This window comes from Flavobacterium sp. NKUCC04_CG (assembly GCF_019345525.1).
GTDB lineage: Bacteria > Bacteroidota > Bacteroidia > Flavobacteriales > Flavobacteriaceae > Flavobacterium.
The window spans coordinates 168,310-188,122 of the sequence record NZ_JAHKRA010000004.1 but is presented as its reverse complement, the minus strand read 5'-3'; the positions used below and the strand labels follow the sequence as shown (position 1 = coordinate 188,122).

12 protein-coding genes are annotated in these 19,813 nt (G+C 38.3%); 2 read left to right on the top strand and 10 right to left on the bottom strand.

All coding sequences use genetic code 11. From position 1 onward, the window contains the following. Window positions 1–33: 33 nt before the first annotated feature. Complete coding sequence (locus tag KO524_RS04815; RefSeq protein ID WP_219291038.1) at window positions 34–822, top strand: alpha/beta fold hydrolase; 789 nt, start codon at window positions 34–36, stop codon at window positions 820–822. Between the two features lie 76 nt (window positions 823–898). Here the strand turns inward: KO524_RS04815 and KO524_RS04810 are convergent, their stop codons facing one another. The 4 genes from KO524_RS04810 to KO524_RS04795 all read right to left on the bottom strand — a co-directional run bounded on the left by KO524_RS04810 (window position 899) and on the right by KO524_RS04795 (window position 9,724). Beyond that, entirely contained in the window at window positions 899–3,664 is a 2,766-nt protein-coding gene (locus tag KO524_RS04810) for a PD-(D/E)XK nuclease family protein (RefSeq protein ID WP_219291035.1), read from the bottom strand. Window positions 3,665–3,836: 172 nt separating this feature from the next. Then, window positions 3,837–5,231, bottom strand: a complete 1,395-nt coding sequence (locus KO524_RS04805) for an OmpA family protein (RefSeq protein WP_219291032.1) — start codon at window positions 5,229–5,231, stop codon at window positions 3,837–3,839. Between the two features lie 112 nt (window positions 5,232–5,343). Next, a complete protein-coding gene (gene kbl / locus KO524_RS04800; protein WP_219291028.1) occupies window positions 5,344–6,540 on the bottom strand; it encodes a glycine C-acetyltransferase in 1,197 nt (398 codons plus the stop codon). Between the two features lie 28 nt (window positions 6,541–6,568). After that, a complete protein-coding gene (locus KO524_RS04795; RefSeq protein WP_219291024.1) occupies window positions 6,569–9,724 on the bottom strand; it encodes a UvrD-helicase domain-containing protein in 3,156 nt (1,051 codons plus the stop codon). 113 nt (window positions 9,725–9,837) lie between these two features. On the opposite strand from KO524_RS04795, the gene KO524_RS04790 reads away from it, so the two are divergent. Beyond that, the gene (locus KO524_RS04790) at window positions 9,838–10,443 is read left to right on the top strand and encodes a superoxide dismutase (protein ID WP_219291022.1); all 606 of its coding nucleotides are present in this window, start codon (window positions 9,838–9,840) and stop codon (window positions 10,441–10,443) included. 124 nt (window positions 10,444–10,567) lie between these two features. Here the strand turns inward: KO524_RS04790 and KO524_RS04785 are convergent, their stop codons facing one another. The 6 genes from KO524_RS04785 to KO524_RS04760 all read right to left on the bottom strand — a co-directional run bounded on the left by KO524_RS04785 (window position 10,568) and on the right by KO524_RS04760 (window position 19,788). Further along, window positions 10,568–14,413: a hypothetical protein gene (locus KO524_RS04785; protein ID WP_219291019.1), complete on the bottom strand. Its 3,846-nt coding sequence runs from the start codon at window positions 14,411–14,413 to the stop codon at window positions 10,568–10,570. 63 nt (window positions 14,414–14,476) lie between these two features. Beyond that, window positions 14,477–15,088 (bottom strand): hypothetical protein, encoded by a 612-nt coding sequence (locus KO524_RS04780; protein ID WP_219291016.1) that lies wholly within the window; start codon window positions 15,086–15,088, stop codon window positions 14,477–14,479. 597 nt (window positions 15,089–15,685) lie between these two features. Continuing rightward, window positions 15,686–17,584: an amidophosphoribosyltransferase gene (locus tag KO524_RS04775; RefSeq protein WP_219291014.1), complete on the bottom strand. Its 1,899-nt coding sequence runs from the start codon at window positions 17,582–17,584 to the stop codon at window positions 15,686–15,688. 68 nt (window positions 17,585–17,652) lie between these two features. Further along, complete coding sequence (locus KO524_RS04770) at window positions 17,653–18,582, bottom strand: PfkB family carbohydrate kinase (RefSeq protein ID WP_219291011.1); 930 nt, start codon at window positions 18,580–18,582, stop codon at window positions 17,653–17,655. A gap of 163 nt (window positions 18,583–18,745) precedes the next feature. Next, window positions 18,746–19,222, bottom strand: coding sequence for a ribonuclease HI (gene rnhA, locus KO524_RS04765; protein WP_219291009.1), 477 nt, complete (start codon window positions 19,220–19,222; stop codon window positions 18,746–18,748). Continuing rightward, window positions 19,222–19,788: a phosphoribosylglycinamide formyltransferase gene (locus tag KO524_RS04760; protein WP_219291005.1), complete on the bottom strand. Its 567-nt coding sequence runs from the start codon at window positions 19,786–19,788 to the stop codon at window positions 19,222–19,224. The genes rnhA and KO524_RS04760 overlap by 1 nt, the downstream gene beginning before the upstream one ends. Between the last annotated feature and the right edge of the window lie 25 nt (window positions 19,789–19,813).

Below are 19,813 nucleotides of genomic sequence, written 5' to 3'. Positions count from 1 at the left end.
AAATTGTATTTTTGCATTTAACTCTCATTCCCAATGACAACAAAACAGACTATTCACAAAAACACCACACTGTCTTTTACCGAGGGCGGCAAAGGTAATGCACTGGTATTTTTACATGGTTTTTTAGAAAATTCATCCATGTGGGATGCTTGTATGAGTCATTTTGAGACCAAATACCGTGTTATCGCGATTGACCTGCTTGGACACGGACAATCGGGTTGTACCGGTTATGTTCACAGTATGGAAGATATGGCCGACGCAGTATTTGCCATAATATCTGAACTAAAAATTCGCAAAGTGACCTTGATTGGTCATTCCATGGGCGGCTATGTTGCCTTAGCCTTCGCAGAATTGTATCCAGACCATGTTCGGAGTTTGGCATTGGTTGCTTCAACTTCTCGCGCTGATAGTGAAATGCGTCAAATCAATCGCGACCGCGCCATAGAATTAGTCAAGAAAAACAGTTCCATTTTTGTTACCATGTCGATTTCCAATCTATTCGGAGAATCGGCACAAAAAGCATTTCCTGACGAAATTGAGCAGGCCAAAAATCAGGCACTTCTAACGTCCAAACAAGGCATGATTGCCGCATTGGAAGGGATGAAAATACGTCCGGACCGCGAGGTCATCTTTCATTTTGCACCCTATCCGATTTTATTAATCTTAGGAGAAAAAGACAGCGTTATTCCATACGAGGAAGCCATCGAACAAGTCGAGGGAAGTCCGGTTCAATTGGCCAGTACAGCAGGTGGACACATGGTACATATCGAAAACGAAGCAGAATTACTCGATATTTTAGGGAAGTTTTTTAAGCTAAAATAATTTAGAAGTCTATACGTCTATACGCCCATACGCTTATATGCTTATAAGCCCATTCGCGTATCAGCATATCCGCCTATCAACGTATCAGCTCTTCTATAAAATTGGTATCTGCTTTTAAAATAGTATTGATCAGTGATACCAATTCCGTTCGAAATTCTGCCAATACTTCAGTTGTAATAACTTGATCCACTTCTCGTCCTTGTCGCACGCCAAAGAACAAAAACCCTTCCTTGCGATTTTTAAACGAATAGATACCCGCTTCCAAAGCCCTACCAGCCGCTTCTTCTTCAAACATCAATGCATAACACAAAAGTTGTATGATTTTATCATTTTTAAGTTCAGTCGTTAAGCCTTCCCAATTTTTTAAACGCAATTGATTTGACTCCACTTTTCCAGATTTATAATCAATAACGCGTATAGCTTCATTTCGAATTTCGATACGATCAACATAACCAAATAGGTTGACTGGGTATGGCAATCGCTCATCGATTAATTGGTACTCCAACAAACGTTCCAATTCCAAGATTTGTACCACATCGCCGTTTAGTAGGTTTTTGCGTTCTTCCATTAAGAAGTGAAAAACGTTTCTTTTGGCCACTTCAAAGGCGAGTAAATTCTTACCGAGTTTGTCTTTGTTACTACTGTATTCCTTTTCAAATTCCACTTCAACCACTGCGTCGGAACGTTTTTGCAAGTCATCTAAATCACTTACTGTCAAAATCCTACCAACCAACGGTTTATACAATTCTTCTAAAGCATTATGAATAATGGTTCCCAAAGTATTTAAAGCCACACTTTCCTCTACTTCATCAACTTCCCGTATTCTCAATACACGTTGAAGGTAAAACTGTATAGGGTTGCGCAAATAGTTCGTTAAAGCCGATGGTGAAAAACCGCGTTCCGAGGCAATCTCTCTTAATTTTTCTTGCAAAAGTTTCGATTTAGGCACCTCAATAGGCTGATATGCTTTTTCCGGTAGAAAGGCTGCATAGGTCAGATGCTCCAAATGATGATTGGGTCTTTTCTCAATTTCCAACTGCGTAATAAATCGGCTGCGTTCACCAGCATCCAAACCCTCTGCCTCCGAGTTGTATAACAGATATACATTTTTAGCCCGCAACAACAGGTGGTAAAAGTGATAACTGTAAATCGCATCTTTTTCTTTATAGGTAGGCAAACCCAACTCGCGCTTTACATCATAAGGAATAAACGAATTTTGAGATTTTCCTGCTGGAAATTTACCCTCATTTACCGAAGTAATAATTACGGTATCAAAATCCAAAACACGACTTTCCAAAACACCCATAATCTGTAAACCCTTTAAAGGTTCCCCTTCAAAAGACACTTCAGCCAAATCAATCACCTGCTTGTAAATAGCATATACGTTTTCTATCGAGTCCATGGTTGGATATTGTTCTCCGTAGTTGATCAATTTATTGATTAACTGAAACATGGAATACAAAAAAGTCTTTACCACTTTATCCTCTTCCGCATCGGTAGATAATCTATTTTTGATTTCTGAAATAATTGCCGACAACAATCGCAATACGTCTAAAGGCGTCGTTTCCCATTTGGTCAACACCAAATCGCGCAAGATATTGGGTTCAGCATTAAAAGCTTTTAAGCTGTCTAGACTAAAAAAAGTAAGATTCCCTTCGTGTATGTTTTTAATGGTTACGCCCGCATCTATATAGGGCTCAATCATTGGATTACTCAAAACATCCAAAACTTCTTTATGATATAAGGTGTAATTTACAGCATCTCTACGTAGGGCATTAAGATGCATTTTAAACAGTTTGGAAATCAGTATCTGAACCGGGTTGCTGCGTCCATCATAACCCATAGTAATATTTAAAGCATCCACTTCTACGGGTAAGGAATACAAAACAGGCATTAACAAATTCTCTTCACCGAGCACCAAAGCCACTTGATTAAGGCTTTGATTTTCACTTTTTATCTTTTCGATTAGCTTACCAGCAATTCGAGCTTGTCCAACGGTTTTTGGCGTTTTAATAACTCGTATTGTTTTTTCATCACTAAAATCGTTGACAATCCAATCCATGGGATGTGTACGATAATACTTCCAATCCCTTTTTATCCTTCTTAGAAATAAACCGGCATCGTGATAGGGGTCGTCTAGAAAAACGGCATCAATATCCCAAAAAACCTTAGCACAATCACGCTCTAAAAACGCTTGAATAATGACTTCTTCTGCGGCATTTAAGGCGTTGAATCCAGCGAAATACATTTTTTTAGCACCGAGTTTGGATGCGAATTCCGCAGATTTATCAACTGCTAAGCGGTAAATCAGTCCTTGATAACCGACTCTTTTATCGGATAAGTATTTAAAGAAAGCGTGATAATATACAGGCATCATCTCCCAAAATTCTAAATAATTTTGAATCATCGTCGTTCGTTTTTCCAAATCCAAGGACCAATGCTTGATGTCTTCAATATCTTTTAAATAGGAAAAAACTCGATCGGGATTGAGCAAATAACGGTCGATTTCATTAAAATCTTGTAACAACATTTTAGCCCAATTGGCAAATTGCTCAAAAGGTTGTGATTTTTCTGGAGTGACTACGGTTCGATAGACTTCATAAAACTCAAAAACGAGTTCGATCGAGTCTAAAGCCCGTATTCCAGATATTTCTTGAACCAATTCTTCAACACTGATGATCTCTGGAGCAAAAAGGCTTTTAGCATATTGTTTTTTTAAGGCCTCTAACAAAAATACCTTAGCTCTTTTATTGGGCAAAACAACGATTAAGTCATTTAATGAATCGGGGAAATCGGTTTTGATTTCCGCGCTTAATTTATCTAGAAAACTCATCTTGTTCATATAGTATTGGCATTTTGAAAAAATCCGAAAACTTGATTTTTTTATGATTTTTATCCTAATGGAAGAATTTTATAAGAGCATATACTTTTATGCAGTCTTTATAGTATCGCATAAATATATAAAAAAAACGCCTCGATTTCTCGAGGCGTTTTCAATTATTTAAGAAGGATGATTATTTTTCTAATACAACCTCTACACGTCTATTGATCTCTCTACCTTTAACAGTTTTGTTAGATTCAATTGGTTTAGAAGACCCGTAACCTTTAGATGTTAATCTAGAAGCATCGATACCTTTTTCAATCAAATAAACTTTTACTGCATTAGCTCTGTTTTCAGATAATGGTAAGTTGATTTTATCAGAACCTGTGCTATCAGTGTGTCCTTCAATGCTAAATTTAGCAGTTGGGTACTCTCTCATGATTTTTGCCATGTTATCAAGAACAGGGTAAGTTTTTTCTTGGAAAGTAAATTTACCAGTGTTGAATAAGATAGTTCTACCGTAGTCGTTCAACTGTTTCATTTGCTCTTCCTTGATTTCTGGACATCCGTTGTTAGAAGCAGGACCTGCAACATCTGGACATTTGTCTAAATGATCTGGTACTCCGTCTCCATCTCTATCTGGCCAAGGACAACCTTTGTTTTCTTTAGGACCTTTAACTTCAGGACATTCGTCTTTATGATCTGGTACTCCGTCACCGTCAGTATCAGGACATCCGTTAAATTCTTTAAGACCAAATACATCTGGACATTCGTCTAAATGGTCAGGGATTCCGTCTCCGTCTGTATCAGGACATCCTCTGAATTCTGCTAATCCAGCAACATCTGGACATTCGTCTAAATGGTCAGGGATTCCGTCTCCATCTGTATCAGGACATCCGTTGAATTCTTTAAGACCTGCAACATCTGGACATTCGTCATATTTGTCTAAGATTCCATCTCCGTCTGTATCTTTTCCACCAAATTGGAATTTAATACCTGCGAAATGTTGCATATGCGAAGCAATATCAACATTAGGAGTTCTTGTATCATCAAATGAATGTTTGTACGTAGATTGAACTGTTAACGCAAGGTTTTCAGTAAACCAAAAGTTTAAACCTAAACCTCCATTTACAGTACCTGCACTAGCATCTCCCATAAAAGTGTATCCCCCACCAACTAATAAGAAAGGGTCAACTACTTTAAATTTCAATAAATCTTTGAAGCTATATTTAACTTCTGCATCAATACCATAATAAGTTAAATCACCTGGATTGTAGATCGCGTAGTTCTCTGCTTCCGGTTTGATAAACTTATCAATTTTATTTACAGATCCTGTGATTCCAAAGGAGAAACCATCTCCTAAGTATCTTGCTACGTTCAAGTAAGATACAGACGGAAGGATATTCCACTGGTCTTTAACGTTGAAGTAACCTCCTAATCTGTTGGAGAAATTGTTTGTTGTACTAATTTTAGTATCAACAGCATTGGCTCCGATAGTCACCGCCCAAGGGTGATCCGCATTCTGAGCGTTTGAGGTTAACCCCGCGCAAAGAAGTGCTGCCGCAAATAATTTGTTGAGATGTTTCATAACTTTTTTTATTTATTTACTGTACGTAATAATATCTAGCAAAAATAAGACCTTAATTGTTATCTACAAAAAAATTCTTAACAATTATCTCTTTTTCCTACTAAAATTGTCTTTATTTTATAATATTAAGCTGTTTTCCTACTTCTGTAAACGCCTGAATAGCTTTATCTAAGTGTTCTTGAGTATGTGCTGCTGATAATTGAACGCGAATTCTCGCTTTACCTTTAGGAACAACTGGGAAAAAGAAGCCCGTTACGTAGATTCCCTTTTTAAGCAATTCTTCTGCCATGAGTTGCGCGAGTTTTGCATCATACAACATCACTGGAACTATAGCGGAGTCGCCATCGATAAATTCCAATCCTGCTTTTTTGATTCCGGCTTTAAAATAATTGGTATTCCACTCCAATTTATCTCTAAGGGAATTATCTCTTTTTAGCACTTCAAATACTTTAAGCGAAGCCCCGACGATGGCAGGCGCCAATGAATTTGAAAACAAATACGGTCTTGAGCGCTGTCTTAAGATTTCGATAATCTCTTTTTTAGCCGTTGTATAACCTCCCATAGCTCCACCTAAGGCTTTACCCAAGGTACCGGTAATGATATCAACCCTACCCATAACACCTTTTGCTTCCAAAGTTCCCTTACCAGTAGCTCCGATAAAACCGGCAGCATGGCATTCGTCAACCATAACCAAAGCATCGTATTTGTCTGCTAAATCACATATTTTATCCAAAGGCGCCACTAATCCGTCCATGGAAAACACCCCATCGGTAACAATAATTTTAAAGCGATGCCCCGCTGCATTGGCTTGAATCAATTGTTGCTCCAAGTCGTTCATATCGTTGTTTTCATAACGGTATCTCGCAGCTTTACACAAGCGGACTCCATCGATGATGGATGCGTGATTTAGACTATCGGAAATGATTGCATCTTCAGCTCCCAACAACGGTTCAAAAACACCTCCATTGGCATCAAACGCAGCGGCGTATAAAATGGTATCCTCTGTTCCATAAAATTCGGCAATGGTCTTTTCCAATTGTTTGTGAATGTCTTGAGTTCCACAAATGAAACGAACAGACGACATACCAAATCCATGACTGTCCAATGTGTCTTTAGCTGCTTGAACCACTTCTGGATGAGATGAAAGACCCAAATAATTATTGGCACAAAAATTTAAAACAGTTTCTCCTGTTGAAATGGTAATCTCCGCTCCTTGTGGAGAAGTGATGATACGCTCCTTTTTAAACAATCCATTTTCTTCAATAGCCTGAAGCTCTTCTTGTAAATGGTTTTTAATCTTTCCGTACATATTTATGAATATTTATGTTTCAAAATTACTATGGCAAATGTACCATATTTATGTGATCTCCTGTGTATAGGATTATTTTTTTAGCCACGACATAGCCCATATCTTCTAGGGCGAGCTGATATTCTCGAACTTGTTTAACATGGGCATCTTCGACTTTTCCGGTTTTATAATCCAATAGATAAGCTTGACTCCCTCTAATAGTCACTCGATCCGGTTTGATATTCTTAAAGGTAGCACTAAAAATAGTACGTTCGTTAAAAACCAAGCCATTTTCTGCAAAATACAGTTCTAATTCTGGATTAAAAACAATATTTTCAATCAATTCTTTAAAATTCAAACGCTGACTTTCCGTAATTAATCCAATTTCCAGACTTTTCCTTAGAGCCTCGTCGACATCCTTATACGTATTAATATAAGACATCATTTGATGCAATATATTTCCATATTCAATGGCTTTCTGACTTTCCGAATCCCACATCAAAGCCTCTCGTTGCGCAATTTTTATCGATTTAAAATCCATCAATCGATCTACTGCACGGATGGTTTTATTGGTGTTTTTAGACTGTTCCCCATAATCAATTAGCGGTTTTGAAACCTTAACCGGCACTCCAAAGTCATAACTAAAATCCTCGTCTGTATAAACACCTGTTTTTATCAAAAACTCCAAAAAGAATTTGGACATATTATTGGATAACTCTCCTTTGCTGTTGATGTTTTTAGACGATATAATATACAACTGTTCTTCTGCTCGAGTTAAGGCAACATACAACACATTGACATTGTCTAATAATTCTTCCTGCTGCTTTTCTTCATATAGTTGTTCTGCCCAAGCACCATATTCAGCTACTTCTTTTTTTGAATCGACTAAGGCTTTGGGCAAATCCAATCCTTCTTCGTTCAAATCCAACCACAATTTATTACGTGAAGGACGGGAATAATCTTCTTCCGCAAAAGGAAAAATCACTACCGGAAACTCCAGGCCTTTAGATTTGTGAATGGTCATGATACGAACGGCATCTACGCCTTCCGGAGTTGGAATACTGAATTTTTGTCCGTTGTTCTCCCAAAAATACAAAAAGTCAGCTATACTGTATTGGCTTTTAATGGTGCGTTCCAAAACCAAATCCAAAAAGTACAACACATACGACATCGAGCTCTTATCTTGTAAAAAGGCCCTTACAATATCTTCTACCGCTTCGTATAGCGATTTCTTTCTACAAGCATTAAAAGAGATGACCACCCCTTTAGTAGCCAACCAATTTTCGAGTTCACTTTCTACATACAAAGCCAATCCTTCTGCTATAAAATCGTGTATGGGATACCCATCGGACTGTTTGGATGCCACATAATACAACATCAAAGCCTTGGATTCCTTATCGCGATCATTTTTCAAAAAGCGCAATACTTGAATAATCAAACGTACTTCGGTCGCATTATCAATCAATAGGGAGTCCGACGATAAAATCGGCACCTCTTGCTCGGTCAAGTAATTAGCCAAAGCCACACCCGCCGAGCGTTTACGCGTTAACACTACGATATCGCGGTATTCAAAGCCTTGTGCTTTTACTTTTTTAATGGTCTCCAAAGTAGCTTTTACGTGTAATTCTTCCTTGGTTTCCAATTCGTCTTCCGATTCGGGTTTGGGCAAAAATTGTATGTTTACATAACCTCCAATTTTAGAATTGATTTCTTGTCCACTATTATTTTCGTATAAATCTTTGTAATCTACCTGTGTAAATGACTGCGAAATATCTTTAAAAAAAGCATTATTAAATTCAATCACCTCTGAGTAACTCCGATAGTTTTTCCCTAACACCACCGTTTCTTTACTCGGATTCGAAAAGGGATTATCCTTTTTACTCAAAGCGATAAATTGCTCTGCCTTACCTCCTCTCCATCTGTAAATAGACTGTTTTGGATCACCAACAATCATCAAGGTTCCCTTGGTACCCGACAAATCTTCTCCCGCCAATGCGTTGTCAATCAGCGGAACTAGATTAAGCCATTGCATTTCCGATGTATCTTGAAATTCGTCAATAAAGAAGTGTCGGTAGCGCTCACCCAATCGTTCGTATATAAATGGAGCGGGCTGATTCTGAATTTCCTTGTGAATGATGGCATTAAACTGAGAAATCGAAAGTATATTTTGCTCTGTTTGTATTTTATCAAGCTCTTGTCGAATTGTATTTAGCAGTGATAACGGCGTGATATTTTTTAAAAAAGCCTCGTAAAACGACCGTTTAGCATAGGCTTGATACACCTGTTGCAAAAGCTCAATCCACTGAGGTATGATGCCTTCTATGAGATCTCGATCCTTGGCTGTTTTATTGATTTGAATATCGTCAAAATTTACAAACCGCTTATGCGATGCCAATACCTCATCGCTTTCTATTTTTTTTAAATGGTTGGGAAAAGTTCCTCTGGAAAACGACTTTTCGTCGATTCCGTAATCGGAAATCAATTGTAATGCCTCTTTCCCCAAAACCTTTGTTTCGGCAGAAATTCTCTTGATTTCCGCCTTTAATCGATCGCGAACCGCTACAAAATCAGGTAAATTCTTATCTTGAAATAGGGCTATTTCGTCACGATTATTTTCATTCATCAACAGATAGCCGATTTCCAACAACTCTCGAGTCACATCCCAGCTTTTATCGTTATCGGCCTTATCAATCGAAAAATCGATTAGTAAGTCGGTCAGTTCCTTGTCGGTACCCGCCCTAGAAACAATCGCATCGACTGCTTCTTGCAACAGTTCTTCGGACTCCAACGAAACATCAAAAGTAATAGGCAGGTTTAAATCGTGGGCAAAAGACCGGATGATTTTATGGGTAAACTTATCAATGGTTGAAATATCAAAAGCAGCATAATTATGAATGATGTTTTTGATAATCAATTTAGACTTGCTTCGGATAAAATCGACTTTCAACCCGGTTTCCAATTCGATTTGTTGTAACATACCCCATTGTTTTTCCGGAATATCCTCTTGTGAAAAGGCAAACAAACTGGAGACCACCCTACTTTTCATTTCTTCTACCGCTTTATTGGTAAAAGTAATGGCCAAAATGTTTTTATAGGCATCGTTTGTCTTGTCTGTTAACAGGATTTTTAAATATTCTTTGACTAAGGTATGGGTTTTGCCGGATCCGGCTGAGGCGTTATAAATTGAAAATGAGGCAGTAGTCACTTAATAGCTGTATATTATAGTTAAGAATAATTAAACTTAGTCTCCTTTTGATATTGAAGTTAAATCATTAAATTTGAATAAAAATAATACTAATCTTTTTAATAATACTAATTATGGCATTCGAATTACCGAAATTACCTTACGCTTACGACGCGTTAGAACCGCATATTGATGCTCGTACGATGGAAATACACCATACTAAACATCATAACGCTTATACTACTAACTTAAATGCAGCTATTGCTGGTACCGAATTAGAAGGAAAAAGCATCGAAGAAATTCTTCACAATTTAGACATGACTAACGGAGCTGTACGCAACAACGGTGGTGGATTTTATAACCACAACTTATTCTGGGAAGTAATGAGCCCTAACGGTGGCGGAGAACCAACTGGAGAATTGGCTGCTGCAATTGTTAAAGACTTAGGTTCTTTTGAAGCTTTTAAAGAGGCTTTTGCTAAAGCTGGAGCTACTCAGTTTGGTTCAGGATGGGCTTGGTTGTGTGTGAAAGACGGAAAACTAGCTGTTTGTGGAACTCCTAATCAGGACAACCCATTAATGCCAGGTGTTACTTGTCAAGGAACTCCAATCTTAGGAATGGATGTTTGGGAGCACGCTTATTATTTAAACTACCAAAACCGCAGACCTGATTATATTACTGCTTTCTTTAATGTAATCAACTGGGATGAAGTAGCAAAGAGATATGCTGCAGCAAAATAATTCCCTTTCTTTATAAAGAACGCCTGAAATTCATTCAGGCGTTTTTTGTTTAAAACAGCTATAGGTTACTTTGGCAAAAAGTCCAAACAACAGCTGTTTTTTATATCAATACTAGATGTAAAACTTAAGGACTGATTAGTGTTAGTTTTTTTAGTGGTAAGTTAATATTCATTGGATTAATAGTAACACGTGTTTTTTTAGGTTCGCCAATAACAATATTACAAAAGTCAATAACAGGCGTGTTGGTAAAATCATAAACCGTGATGGTAGCTTCCTGACCTCCATCACCCATACTGCCTGCAATTTTATGTCCTACGTATCCGTACTTACCGAGTTTCTTATCGATAACCGGTGTAACGTGCCCTCCTAATTCAATATACATTATATCGTGTACTCCTGGTGTAATTCCATTTGGAATTCTAGGCTGGGTCACATTACCGCCATTAAACCCTAATCGAACGTAAGTCGGCTCATTAGAACCCCAAAAATAAGGTACTCCATCTTCATCGATAGCTCCTGCAGCTCCCGAAAATGGGTTGTGCAGAGCTCCATTAATAAACTTTATATTTTCCAAAAATCCGGTACCTGTCCCTACTCCGCTGCCAGTAGGACTCATTACGGTCTGCCAAGAGGTTCTCACTGCTCCTCCATCAATACCAATTCCCAAAACACCGCCAACATTATATCCCAAGGAATACACGCGTTTATCATCGCCTAATACATAATAAGTCAGTGTTGAACTTTCACCAGTCATCGCGGTCATAATCACTCGATTAACCCCATTCGGGAGTGTCATTTTAACTGGCACAGCACTGTTAGTCTCGTTAGAACCATCACCTAAAAAGATACTACTTCCCCATGTAAACAAATCGCCGTTTAAGGTAAGAGCCATAGCCGTACCCGTACCAAATAATTTTACAGACACAACCTGCCCGATTAAAACTTTGTGCCAAGCAAAATCAATAGCAGTACTACCGTCGCCATAAACCGCCGCACTTTGTTGAGCACCTGCAGCCAACACATAGACATCACCCCATTTGGTCAACAACACCAAACTTCCCATGTCGAAACCAGATGCCGTTGCACTAATCACTTTGACATCTCGAGGATTAATCCCGTCGGGTAACGGAATCGATTGAAATCCCCGTCCCGAACGTCTCCACGGCTGCGGTACTTGAGCCTTAACTCCCCAAGTATATAATCCTGCTGTAGACAATACGAAGCAGGTAACTCTACTATAGCCACCTCCAACAGTTCCAGCTATGATATCACCGCCATAATTAAATCCATTGCTCGGAATAATTTCTGTCGGAAACAATAAGTTTCCAACCCCTGATGGGCTAGTGTGTTCCCCAAAGATTGAAAAACCTGATTTGGTACGAACCATACTCATATGAAACAAAGATTGTATCAATCCATAATCGTTAGTGATATCGCCCATATCTAGACAATGAGAATCCTCATCTATTGGAATTCCAACACCAGTACAAACGTTTCTAGAGGGTTCCAACCAATACAAATTTCGAGGTAAGGTATAACCAACTGCCCCAATCACCTTACCATATTGATCTACTGTAACGGGACTAATACCCAGTATTCCATCGCGATCAGGATCTTCAAAACCCACTTCTGTAACATCAAAACACGAATCACCATCTGCATTTAAATCTTGGTGATTGGGCCTGCCGTTTCCATTAACATCATGGCCGTTACATCCCATTTTCGGATATAAAGAAGGGTGATAATTAGCAACAGTAGCTGTAATCTCCAGAATATTTCTAGCGGTCGTTCCTGTAAAACCCGCTATACCCCATAATCGATACGATCGATATAAGGCCTGATTTTTGGTTACAACAAAAACGGATTCATTGCTCAAACTCGGGCTAATGCCTTCAGTTAAATCAATCCAATTAATACCGTCGTTGGTTGCCTGTAAAATTACTTGTGAACCGTTTGAAAAAAAACCTGTAGTATTAAACAACATTCGTATAGAGGCATATTCTATACTCAGGGCCATAGTTGTAGTCAATCTAAAAATCTCTTTATTTCCTAGAGCGGTTGCCGCTGGAATTTGTATTCCAATATTACTTAGCGTTTCGATTCCGTCGATTAATAAGTCGGCATTACCCGTTCGAATCGGCAATGTAGTTGTGACTTCTAGTAGGTGCCTTCTATCGCCAATTTCATAAATCTTCGCATCTAATTCAAAACAATTGGGAGATTCTATATGATCAAAAATACCGTCATTATCATCGTCCACATCAAAAAGATCAAAAACACCATCACCATCAAAATCATCGGTTGCAACAACCTCTCTAATTTTATAATAGCCAAGCGGCTGTAAATATCCATGCCCATCTACCGCACCGAATCGATTTACAAGTACAGGAGCTACACCAACAAATCCATCGCCATCTGGATCGGAAAATCCCGCTTCCAACACATCACTTGCTCCATCCCCATCACTGTCCAAATCCAGATGATTAGCAACGCCATCTAAATCCAAATCTTCATTAGTGCAGTTTATTTTAGGATAAAGTGCCGGTAGGTAGTTTTGGGTTATAGCCGTTATCTCCATTAAACTCCTGCTGGTTGTCCCGGTCGTTCCTGCTTGTCCAAGCAAGCGGTACATACGATAGATATCCTGATTCTTAGTCACCACTATGGTTACATTTGCTGCTGTAGAAGGCTTTATTTCTTCAGTCAAATCAACCCAATCTATTCCGTCTTGTGACCCTTGCATGATTAACCTACTGCTCGGTGTAAAGGCTCCAGCTCCATTAAAAATTAAATCTATCGATGAAAATTGTATTCCTAAAGCCAGTCGGGTTGTCAATCTAAATACCTCTTGATTTTGTAAAGTCTGAGACGACGCCCAAGTTATTCCTTGAGCTGAAGTAGCAATGCCATCAATTAAATACTCTTGCTTGCCGCTAACATAATTTAGGGTTGTTGTGGCTTGCATCAGCGAAGTTCTATTGCCAGTTTCATAGGTCGTTTTGTCGCTTTCGTAACAATTTGGGGACTCAAAATGATTATAAATACCGTCGTTATCGGCATCCACATCAAACACATCATAAATGCCATCACCATCGGTATCCTTGCCCGCATTTATAGTTGCTATCTTATAAAATTCGTAAGGAACACGATAATGATGCCCCACAATCGCGCCATCTTCATCTACAAGCACCCTACCGCTACCTGGATGTCCATTATTATCCGCATCAATAAAACCGGCTTCTACAACATCAAAAGCACCGTCACCATCACTATCTAAATCTTGATGATTGGGCATACCATCACCATCTATATCCTCGTCAACACAGTTGGCTTTTTGATAGAAAGAAGGCATATACGAACCCACCTGAGCTGTAATTTGGCGAAATACACGGATAGCTGGCCCACGGAGCCCTTCTACTCCTAAAAGGCGGTAAAATTGATATCTACGCTGGTTTTTTGTCACCTCCACAGTTATATTGGCCCCACTACCAGGAGCAACCACTTCCGATAAATCCAGCCAGTTGTCGCCATCATGCGAACCCTGTAAAACAACTTTAGCAAAAGCTGCGAAAAAATATGTTCCATTAAAATTTAAAGTAACGGCTGTATATTCGATACCCGCAGCAGCTTTTGTTGTCAATCGCATGATTTCAACTTGCGTCAAATCAACAGAACCAGCAATGGTTAACCCAGCTGAAGGACTCGGCATACCCCCTATTAGCCAAGCGGGATTTTCATTTGAAAAAGGTAAAGTGGTACTGGCAACTAATAAGTCCGAGCGGTCACCGCTCTCAAAAACACTTTTGTCTAAATAAAAACAATTTGGGGCTTCAATATGATCATAAATACCATCGTTGTCGTCATCAACATCTAAATCGTCGGTGATTCCATCGCAATCAAAATCCTGAGGACAACCGGATTGCTGCCCATAACTGATAGCCGTAAAAATAAAAGAAACAAAAAGAAGCAAAGCAAGCTTCTTCCTAACAAAACTAAGATAAGTCACCATAAAATTAAATTTCTCGTGGATTGCTTATTTTACAACCAATACGACATTCATAAAATCACTACTATCGCTATTGGCTTGAGCACTTGGCAGTACATTATAAGTCAATACCCCCATCTCATTTATACTAACATTGGAAAACACATTAGCACTATAATCGGTAACATAATAGTATAAGTCACTAGCGTCGTTAAAAAAGGGAATTGTAGATGGAGCGCCTGGACTAGCAGATTTAGGCAAAGAGAATTGAGCTTTATACATCTCAAAAAGATTATAACGTCCCGATGCATTGGTAATATCTAGCGCCACTGATGGCATATAGAAAAACTTAACTACATTACCGCTAATACACACCCAATCCGGTGCTGATGGACTTCCTATATTTTGACTTAAACATTTTCGTACCGTATCGTACACCAACAAGCCATTGGCTGGATTTGAGATAGCTGTTTCAATATTTGCAATCCGAGGTATTAACACGCCGGTATTTGCACTTACCAAATCTAACACAGCACTTGAATCGGGCGTTAAGGTACCAACACCGCTATTTCCGCCACCAGACACTTGTGCTGATGATAGGCCAGACAGCAAAAGCAAAAAGCCCGTTAATGAATAAGATAAGTCATTTCGTTTTCTCATAATAATTGAATTGTAGATTAAATTTTCTTTATTTTACAGTTTACATTTTGGCAATAGATTGCGACTTCCGAAGGAAATCGCGTTATGCGATATCCCTTCGAAACGATTAACTTTCTTCAAATATTTAATCCACTTTACTACTAAACGAAGTTCAAAAAACCGCAAGCTTATTAAGCCTGGTAACTTTAGGAAGTACCTATTAAAAAACGATTTCTTTATAATTTAATAAAACTCCTTTTGAGCGAACTTTAGTAAACACAAAACCCCCAACTCCATAAAAAATAAATAAACCGCTAGCCTCAAAAAAATTGCTTTATGTCCTTTTATCTACTCTTCCTCTAGTCACAATATCGCGACAAGCGCTAAGCCATAAAAGAATCAAAAAAGCTTTTCCTTTAGTTAGACACAACTTTACAAAAAGGTCACACCTATACGACATCAGATTTCATAAAAGCACTATTTTGTTTGATTCCGAGCTGCTTTTTTAAGACGATATACGGAACAAAACGACTAAAAGCAAAAAGCCCCTGATGAAATTTGCTTCATCAGGGGCTTTTTAAAATACTATAAAATGATTATATAGGTCGTGTGACTTTCTTAATAAGCACGCGCATCTTTTCCTTCGTAGAAATTCATAAATGCTCTATTCACAACTCTTTTACCTCCATCAGTTGGATAATTACCCGTAAAGTACCAATCTCCTAAGCTATTAGGGCAAGCGATGTGCAAGTTATCAACGCTTTGAAACAATACTTTTACCTCCGATTTGATACTTGGATCTTTTACCATTTCTGCAATTTTATCAGAAATCTCCGTTTCCGTAAATGGCGCATAAATCTCTTTTACGTAATTCACCACATCAACATCAGCAAAGTCTTCTTGAGCCTTGGATTTTTTATAAACCTCTTCAACAATATGATACATATTACGCTCTTTCAACAGCTCCATTGCAGCCTGAAACGCGATTAATCCTTCCAATTTGGCCATATCAATACCATAACAGTCGGGGTATCTTACTTGAGGAGCTGCAGAAACGACAACAATCTTTTTAGGATTTAAACGATCCAACATTCGAATGATACTCTTTTTTAGCGTTGTACCGCGAACAATACTATCGTCTATAATAACCAGATTATCCGTTGGCTTAATTACTCCGTAAGTCACATCATAAACGTGAGCTACCAGATCATCCCTACTGCTATCATCTGTTATAAAGGTGCGTAACTTTGCATCTTTAATCGCAATTTTCTCGGTACGCAATTTTACAGACAATATTTCTTGTAAACGCGCTTCTGAAAGCTGCTCTTTATGAGCAAGTATATCTGCGATTTTTCGCTGATTTAAGAAATCCTGTGCTTCTTCAACCATTCCGTAGAAAGAAGTTTCCGAAGTATTTGGAATATAAGAAAACACCGAATTATCCGTATCGTCATCAATAGCTTCTAAAACGGCTGGAAAAATTAATTTCCCCAAATCTTTACGTTCTTGATAGATTTCTGCATCATTTCCTCTAGAGAAATAAATCCGTTCAAAAGAACAGGCTCTTTTTTCCAAAGGCTCTAAAACTTGTTCAAAAGACACCGTAGCATCTTTTTTGATAATCATGGCTTGTCCGGGTTCAATTTCTTTGATTTGATCATAAGGCACATTAAAGGCCGTTTGAATCACGGGACGCTCGGAAGCCACAACAACGATTTCGTCGTCTTCATAATAAAACGCTGGTCGAATACCCGCTGGATCCCTAAAGACAAAAGCATCTCCATGTCCAATTAATCCGGCCATTACAAATCCACCATCCCAATTTTTAGAGGCTCTTTTGATAATTCTTCCCACATCCAAACGCTCTCCAATTATCGGCGATGCTTCTCTTTTAGAATAACCTTCGTTTTTGCATTCAAAATAAAGATTGGTTACTTCATCATCTAGGAAATGTCCTATTTTTTCCATCACGGTAACGGTGTCAGCCATTTCTTTAGGATGCTGACCCAATCGTACTAAATCGGCAAATAAATCTTTAACATTGGTTAAATTAAAATTTCCTGCAACGATTAAATTTCTATGCATCCAGTTGTTTTGGCGTAAAAACGGATGCACACTTTCAATACTGTTTTTTCCAAAAGTTCCGTAACGAACATGCCCCAAGAAGAGTTCTCCCAAATACGGAATATGTTGCTTTTGCAAGTCAACATTATCAACATACTCTGGATTTTCCTCCAGTTCTTGGTTGATACGTCCGTTAATTTGTGTAAAAATATCCTGTATGGGTTGCGCTTGATTGGAACGTACACGACTGATATAGCGTTCGCCCGGTTCCATATCCAATTTAATACTTGCCAATCCCGCTCCATCTTGACCGCGATTGTGTTGCTTTTCCATAAGCAAGTACATTTTTTGGATGGCATAGAATGCCGTACCGTATTTTTCTTTATAAAAAGACAAAGGCTTCTTGAGTCTTAAAAGGGCAATACCACATTCGTGTTTTAGCGCGTCGCTCATATTATTTACTGTTGTTGTGTTGTTGTTTATAATAAAAAAAAGCCCCATAAAGAGGCTTCGGAAATCCGTTATTTAGATAATTCGATATCGAATTGTGTCAACATTTTAAACTGTTGTAATCTAGCATCCACATCTTCTCGAGTTAAACGTTGCATACGTTTTGTTCCAAATTCCTCCACACAGAAAGAAGCGAGATTGGACCCATATATAATTGCATTTTTCATATTCCCAAAAGAAATATTGCTACTCTGAGTGATATATCCTGAAAATCCACCTGCAAAAGTATCTCCTGCTCCTGTTGGATCGTAAACTTCTTTTAACGGCAAAGCCGGTGCAAAGAAAACATCATTTTGGTGAAACAACAAAGCGCCGTGCTCTCCTTTTTTAATCACTACGTATTTAGGCCCGAGTTCTTGTATGACTTCCGCTGCCTTAACCAAAGAATATTCTCCAGATAATTGACGTGCTTCTTCGTCATTAATCGTAATCACATCTACCCGTTTGATAACTTCCTTTAGCTCCTCTAGAGCACAGTCCATCCAAAAATTCATCGTATCTAAAACTACCAATTTTGGTTTTTGTTTCATTTGATCTAAAACGCCGATTTGAATGTTTGGATGTAAATTACCCAACATCACGACATCAGCATCTTTAAAGTTTTCAGGAACTATAGGATTGAAATCAGCCAATACATTAAGCTGTGTCTCCAAGGTATCCCTAGAATTTAAATCATTGTGGTAACGCCCGCTCCAAAAGAAAGTTTTCCCTCCTTTTACCACTTCGATTCCCGATATATCAATGTTTTTATTTTTAAGAAGATCCAAATGTTCCTGTGGAAAATCGTCTCCAACTACCGAAACAATCGCCGACTGTAATTTAAAGAATGAAGCAGAAAGTCCGATATATGTAGCCGCTCCTCCTAAAATTTTATCAGTCTTTCCAAATGGGGTTTCAATAGCATCAAAAGCTACAGTTCCCACAATCAATAATTTATTCATATAAAGTGATAACAAATGAAGCTGCAAATATAGCGTAATTGTAATAGATGACAAAAATAGAATACTTAAAAACGATTTGTTTTACGTTAAAATTAACGCGGTCCTGCTTCAGGTCGAAACAGCTAGTGGTTTTCTTTAAAATATCAGTTATTTTAAAGGTAAACTACTCCCCATTTTGTTCGTAGAAAACATCGGGTGGTAAATTTGGTTGTTGCGCCGCTGTTACGGCCAACTGATCGCAGCGTTCATTCATCGGATGGTTGTTATGCCCTTTTACCCATTTGAAATCGACCCAATGTTCTCGGTATATAATTAGGAATCGCTTCCATAAATCGGCGTTTTTTCTTCCTACAAATCCCTTTTTTTCCCAGCCAAACACCCAAGCTTTTGACACGGAATCTACCACATACTTGGAATCCGAAACAACCAAAACCTTGGTTTTCGGATTTTTGAGTTTCTCCAATCCAACGATAACCGCCAGCAACTCCATTCTGTTGTTGGTGGTTTTTCGAAAACCACCTGAAAACTCTTTATACACATTTTTTCCAGCCCATTCCAATATCAGTCCATATCCACCAGGACCTGGATTTCCTCTTGAGGATCCGTCGGTATATAAAATAACTTGATGCAATGCTGCCATTATGATTTTTTTAAAAGCGATTCGATGACCTCTGGAAAATGCTTGTATTCTAAATTTTGAACAGCCTTCGCTATTTGACCGACTGAGGTACAATCTGCGACTGAGGTAGTGGCTTGAAAAATAACATGACCTTCGTCGTAATTTTCGTTGACATAATGTATGGTTATACCGGTTTCTGTCTCTTTATTATCCAGAACCGCTTGATGTACAAATTGTCCATACATGCCTTTGCCTCCATATTTAGGCAAAAGAGCTGGATGGATATTAATTATTTTATCTTTAAAAATCGTGACCAAACGCGCTGGAAATTTCCATAAAAACCCAGCTAAAACGATTAAATCGGGATTGAAATCCAGCAAAACTTTCTCGACACTTCCATCGTTTAACATATTTCGATCAAAAATAACAACCGGAACAGCTGTTTTTCTCGCTTTTTCTATTACCTTAGCTTCTGGGTTGTTGACAAGAACTAAAAAATCAACATCGGTGGCCTTATTTTTGAAAAAGGTGATGATGTTTTCAACATTAGTGCCTGATCCGGAAGCGAATAAAATTATTTTTTTCATCTATTTTTGAGTGAGAGTAAGTTAG

Coding starts and splice junctions, on each gene's coding strand:
- KO524_RS04760 (WP_219291005.1), bottom strand. CDS start 19,788: ATGAAAAAAATAATTTTATTCGCTTCCGGATCAGGCACTAATGTTGAA.
- KO524_RS04790 (WP_219291022.1), top strand. CDS start 9,838: ATGGCATTCGAATTACCGAAATTACCTTACGCTTACGACGCGTTAGAA.
- KO524_RS04770 (WP_219291011.1), bottom strand. CDS start 18,582: ATGAATAAATTATTGATTGTGGGAACTGTAGCTTTTGATGCTATTGAA.
- rnhA (WP_219291009.1), bottom strand. CDS start 19,222: ATGGCAGCATTGCATCAAGTTATTTTATATACCGACGGATCCTCAAGA.
- KO524_RS04805 (WP_219291032.1), bottom strand. CDS start 5,231: ATGAAACATCTCAACAAATTATTTGCGGCAGCACTTCTTTGCGCGGGG.
- kbl (WP_219291028.1), bottom strand. CDS start 6,540: ATGTACGGAAAGATTAAAAACCATTTACAAGAAGAGCTTCAGGCTATT.
- KO524_RS04780 (WP_219291016.1), bottom strand. CDS start 15,088: ATGAGAAAACGAAATGACTTATCTTATTCATTAACGGGCTTTTTGCTT.
- KO524_RS04810 (WP_219291035.1), bottom strand. CDS start 3,664: ATGAACAAGATGAGTTTTCTAGATAAATTAAGCGCGGAAATCAAAACC.
- KO524_RS04815 (WP_219291038.1), top strand. CDS start 34: ATGACAACAAAACAGACTATTCACAAAAACACCACACTGTCTTTTACC.
- KO524_RS04775 (WP_219291014.1), bottom strand. CDS start 17,584: ATGAGCGACGCGCTAAAACACGAATGTGGTATTGCCCTTTTAAGACTC.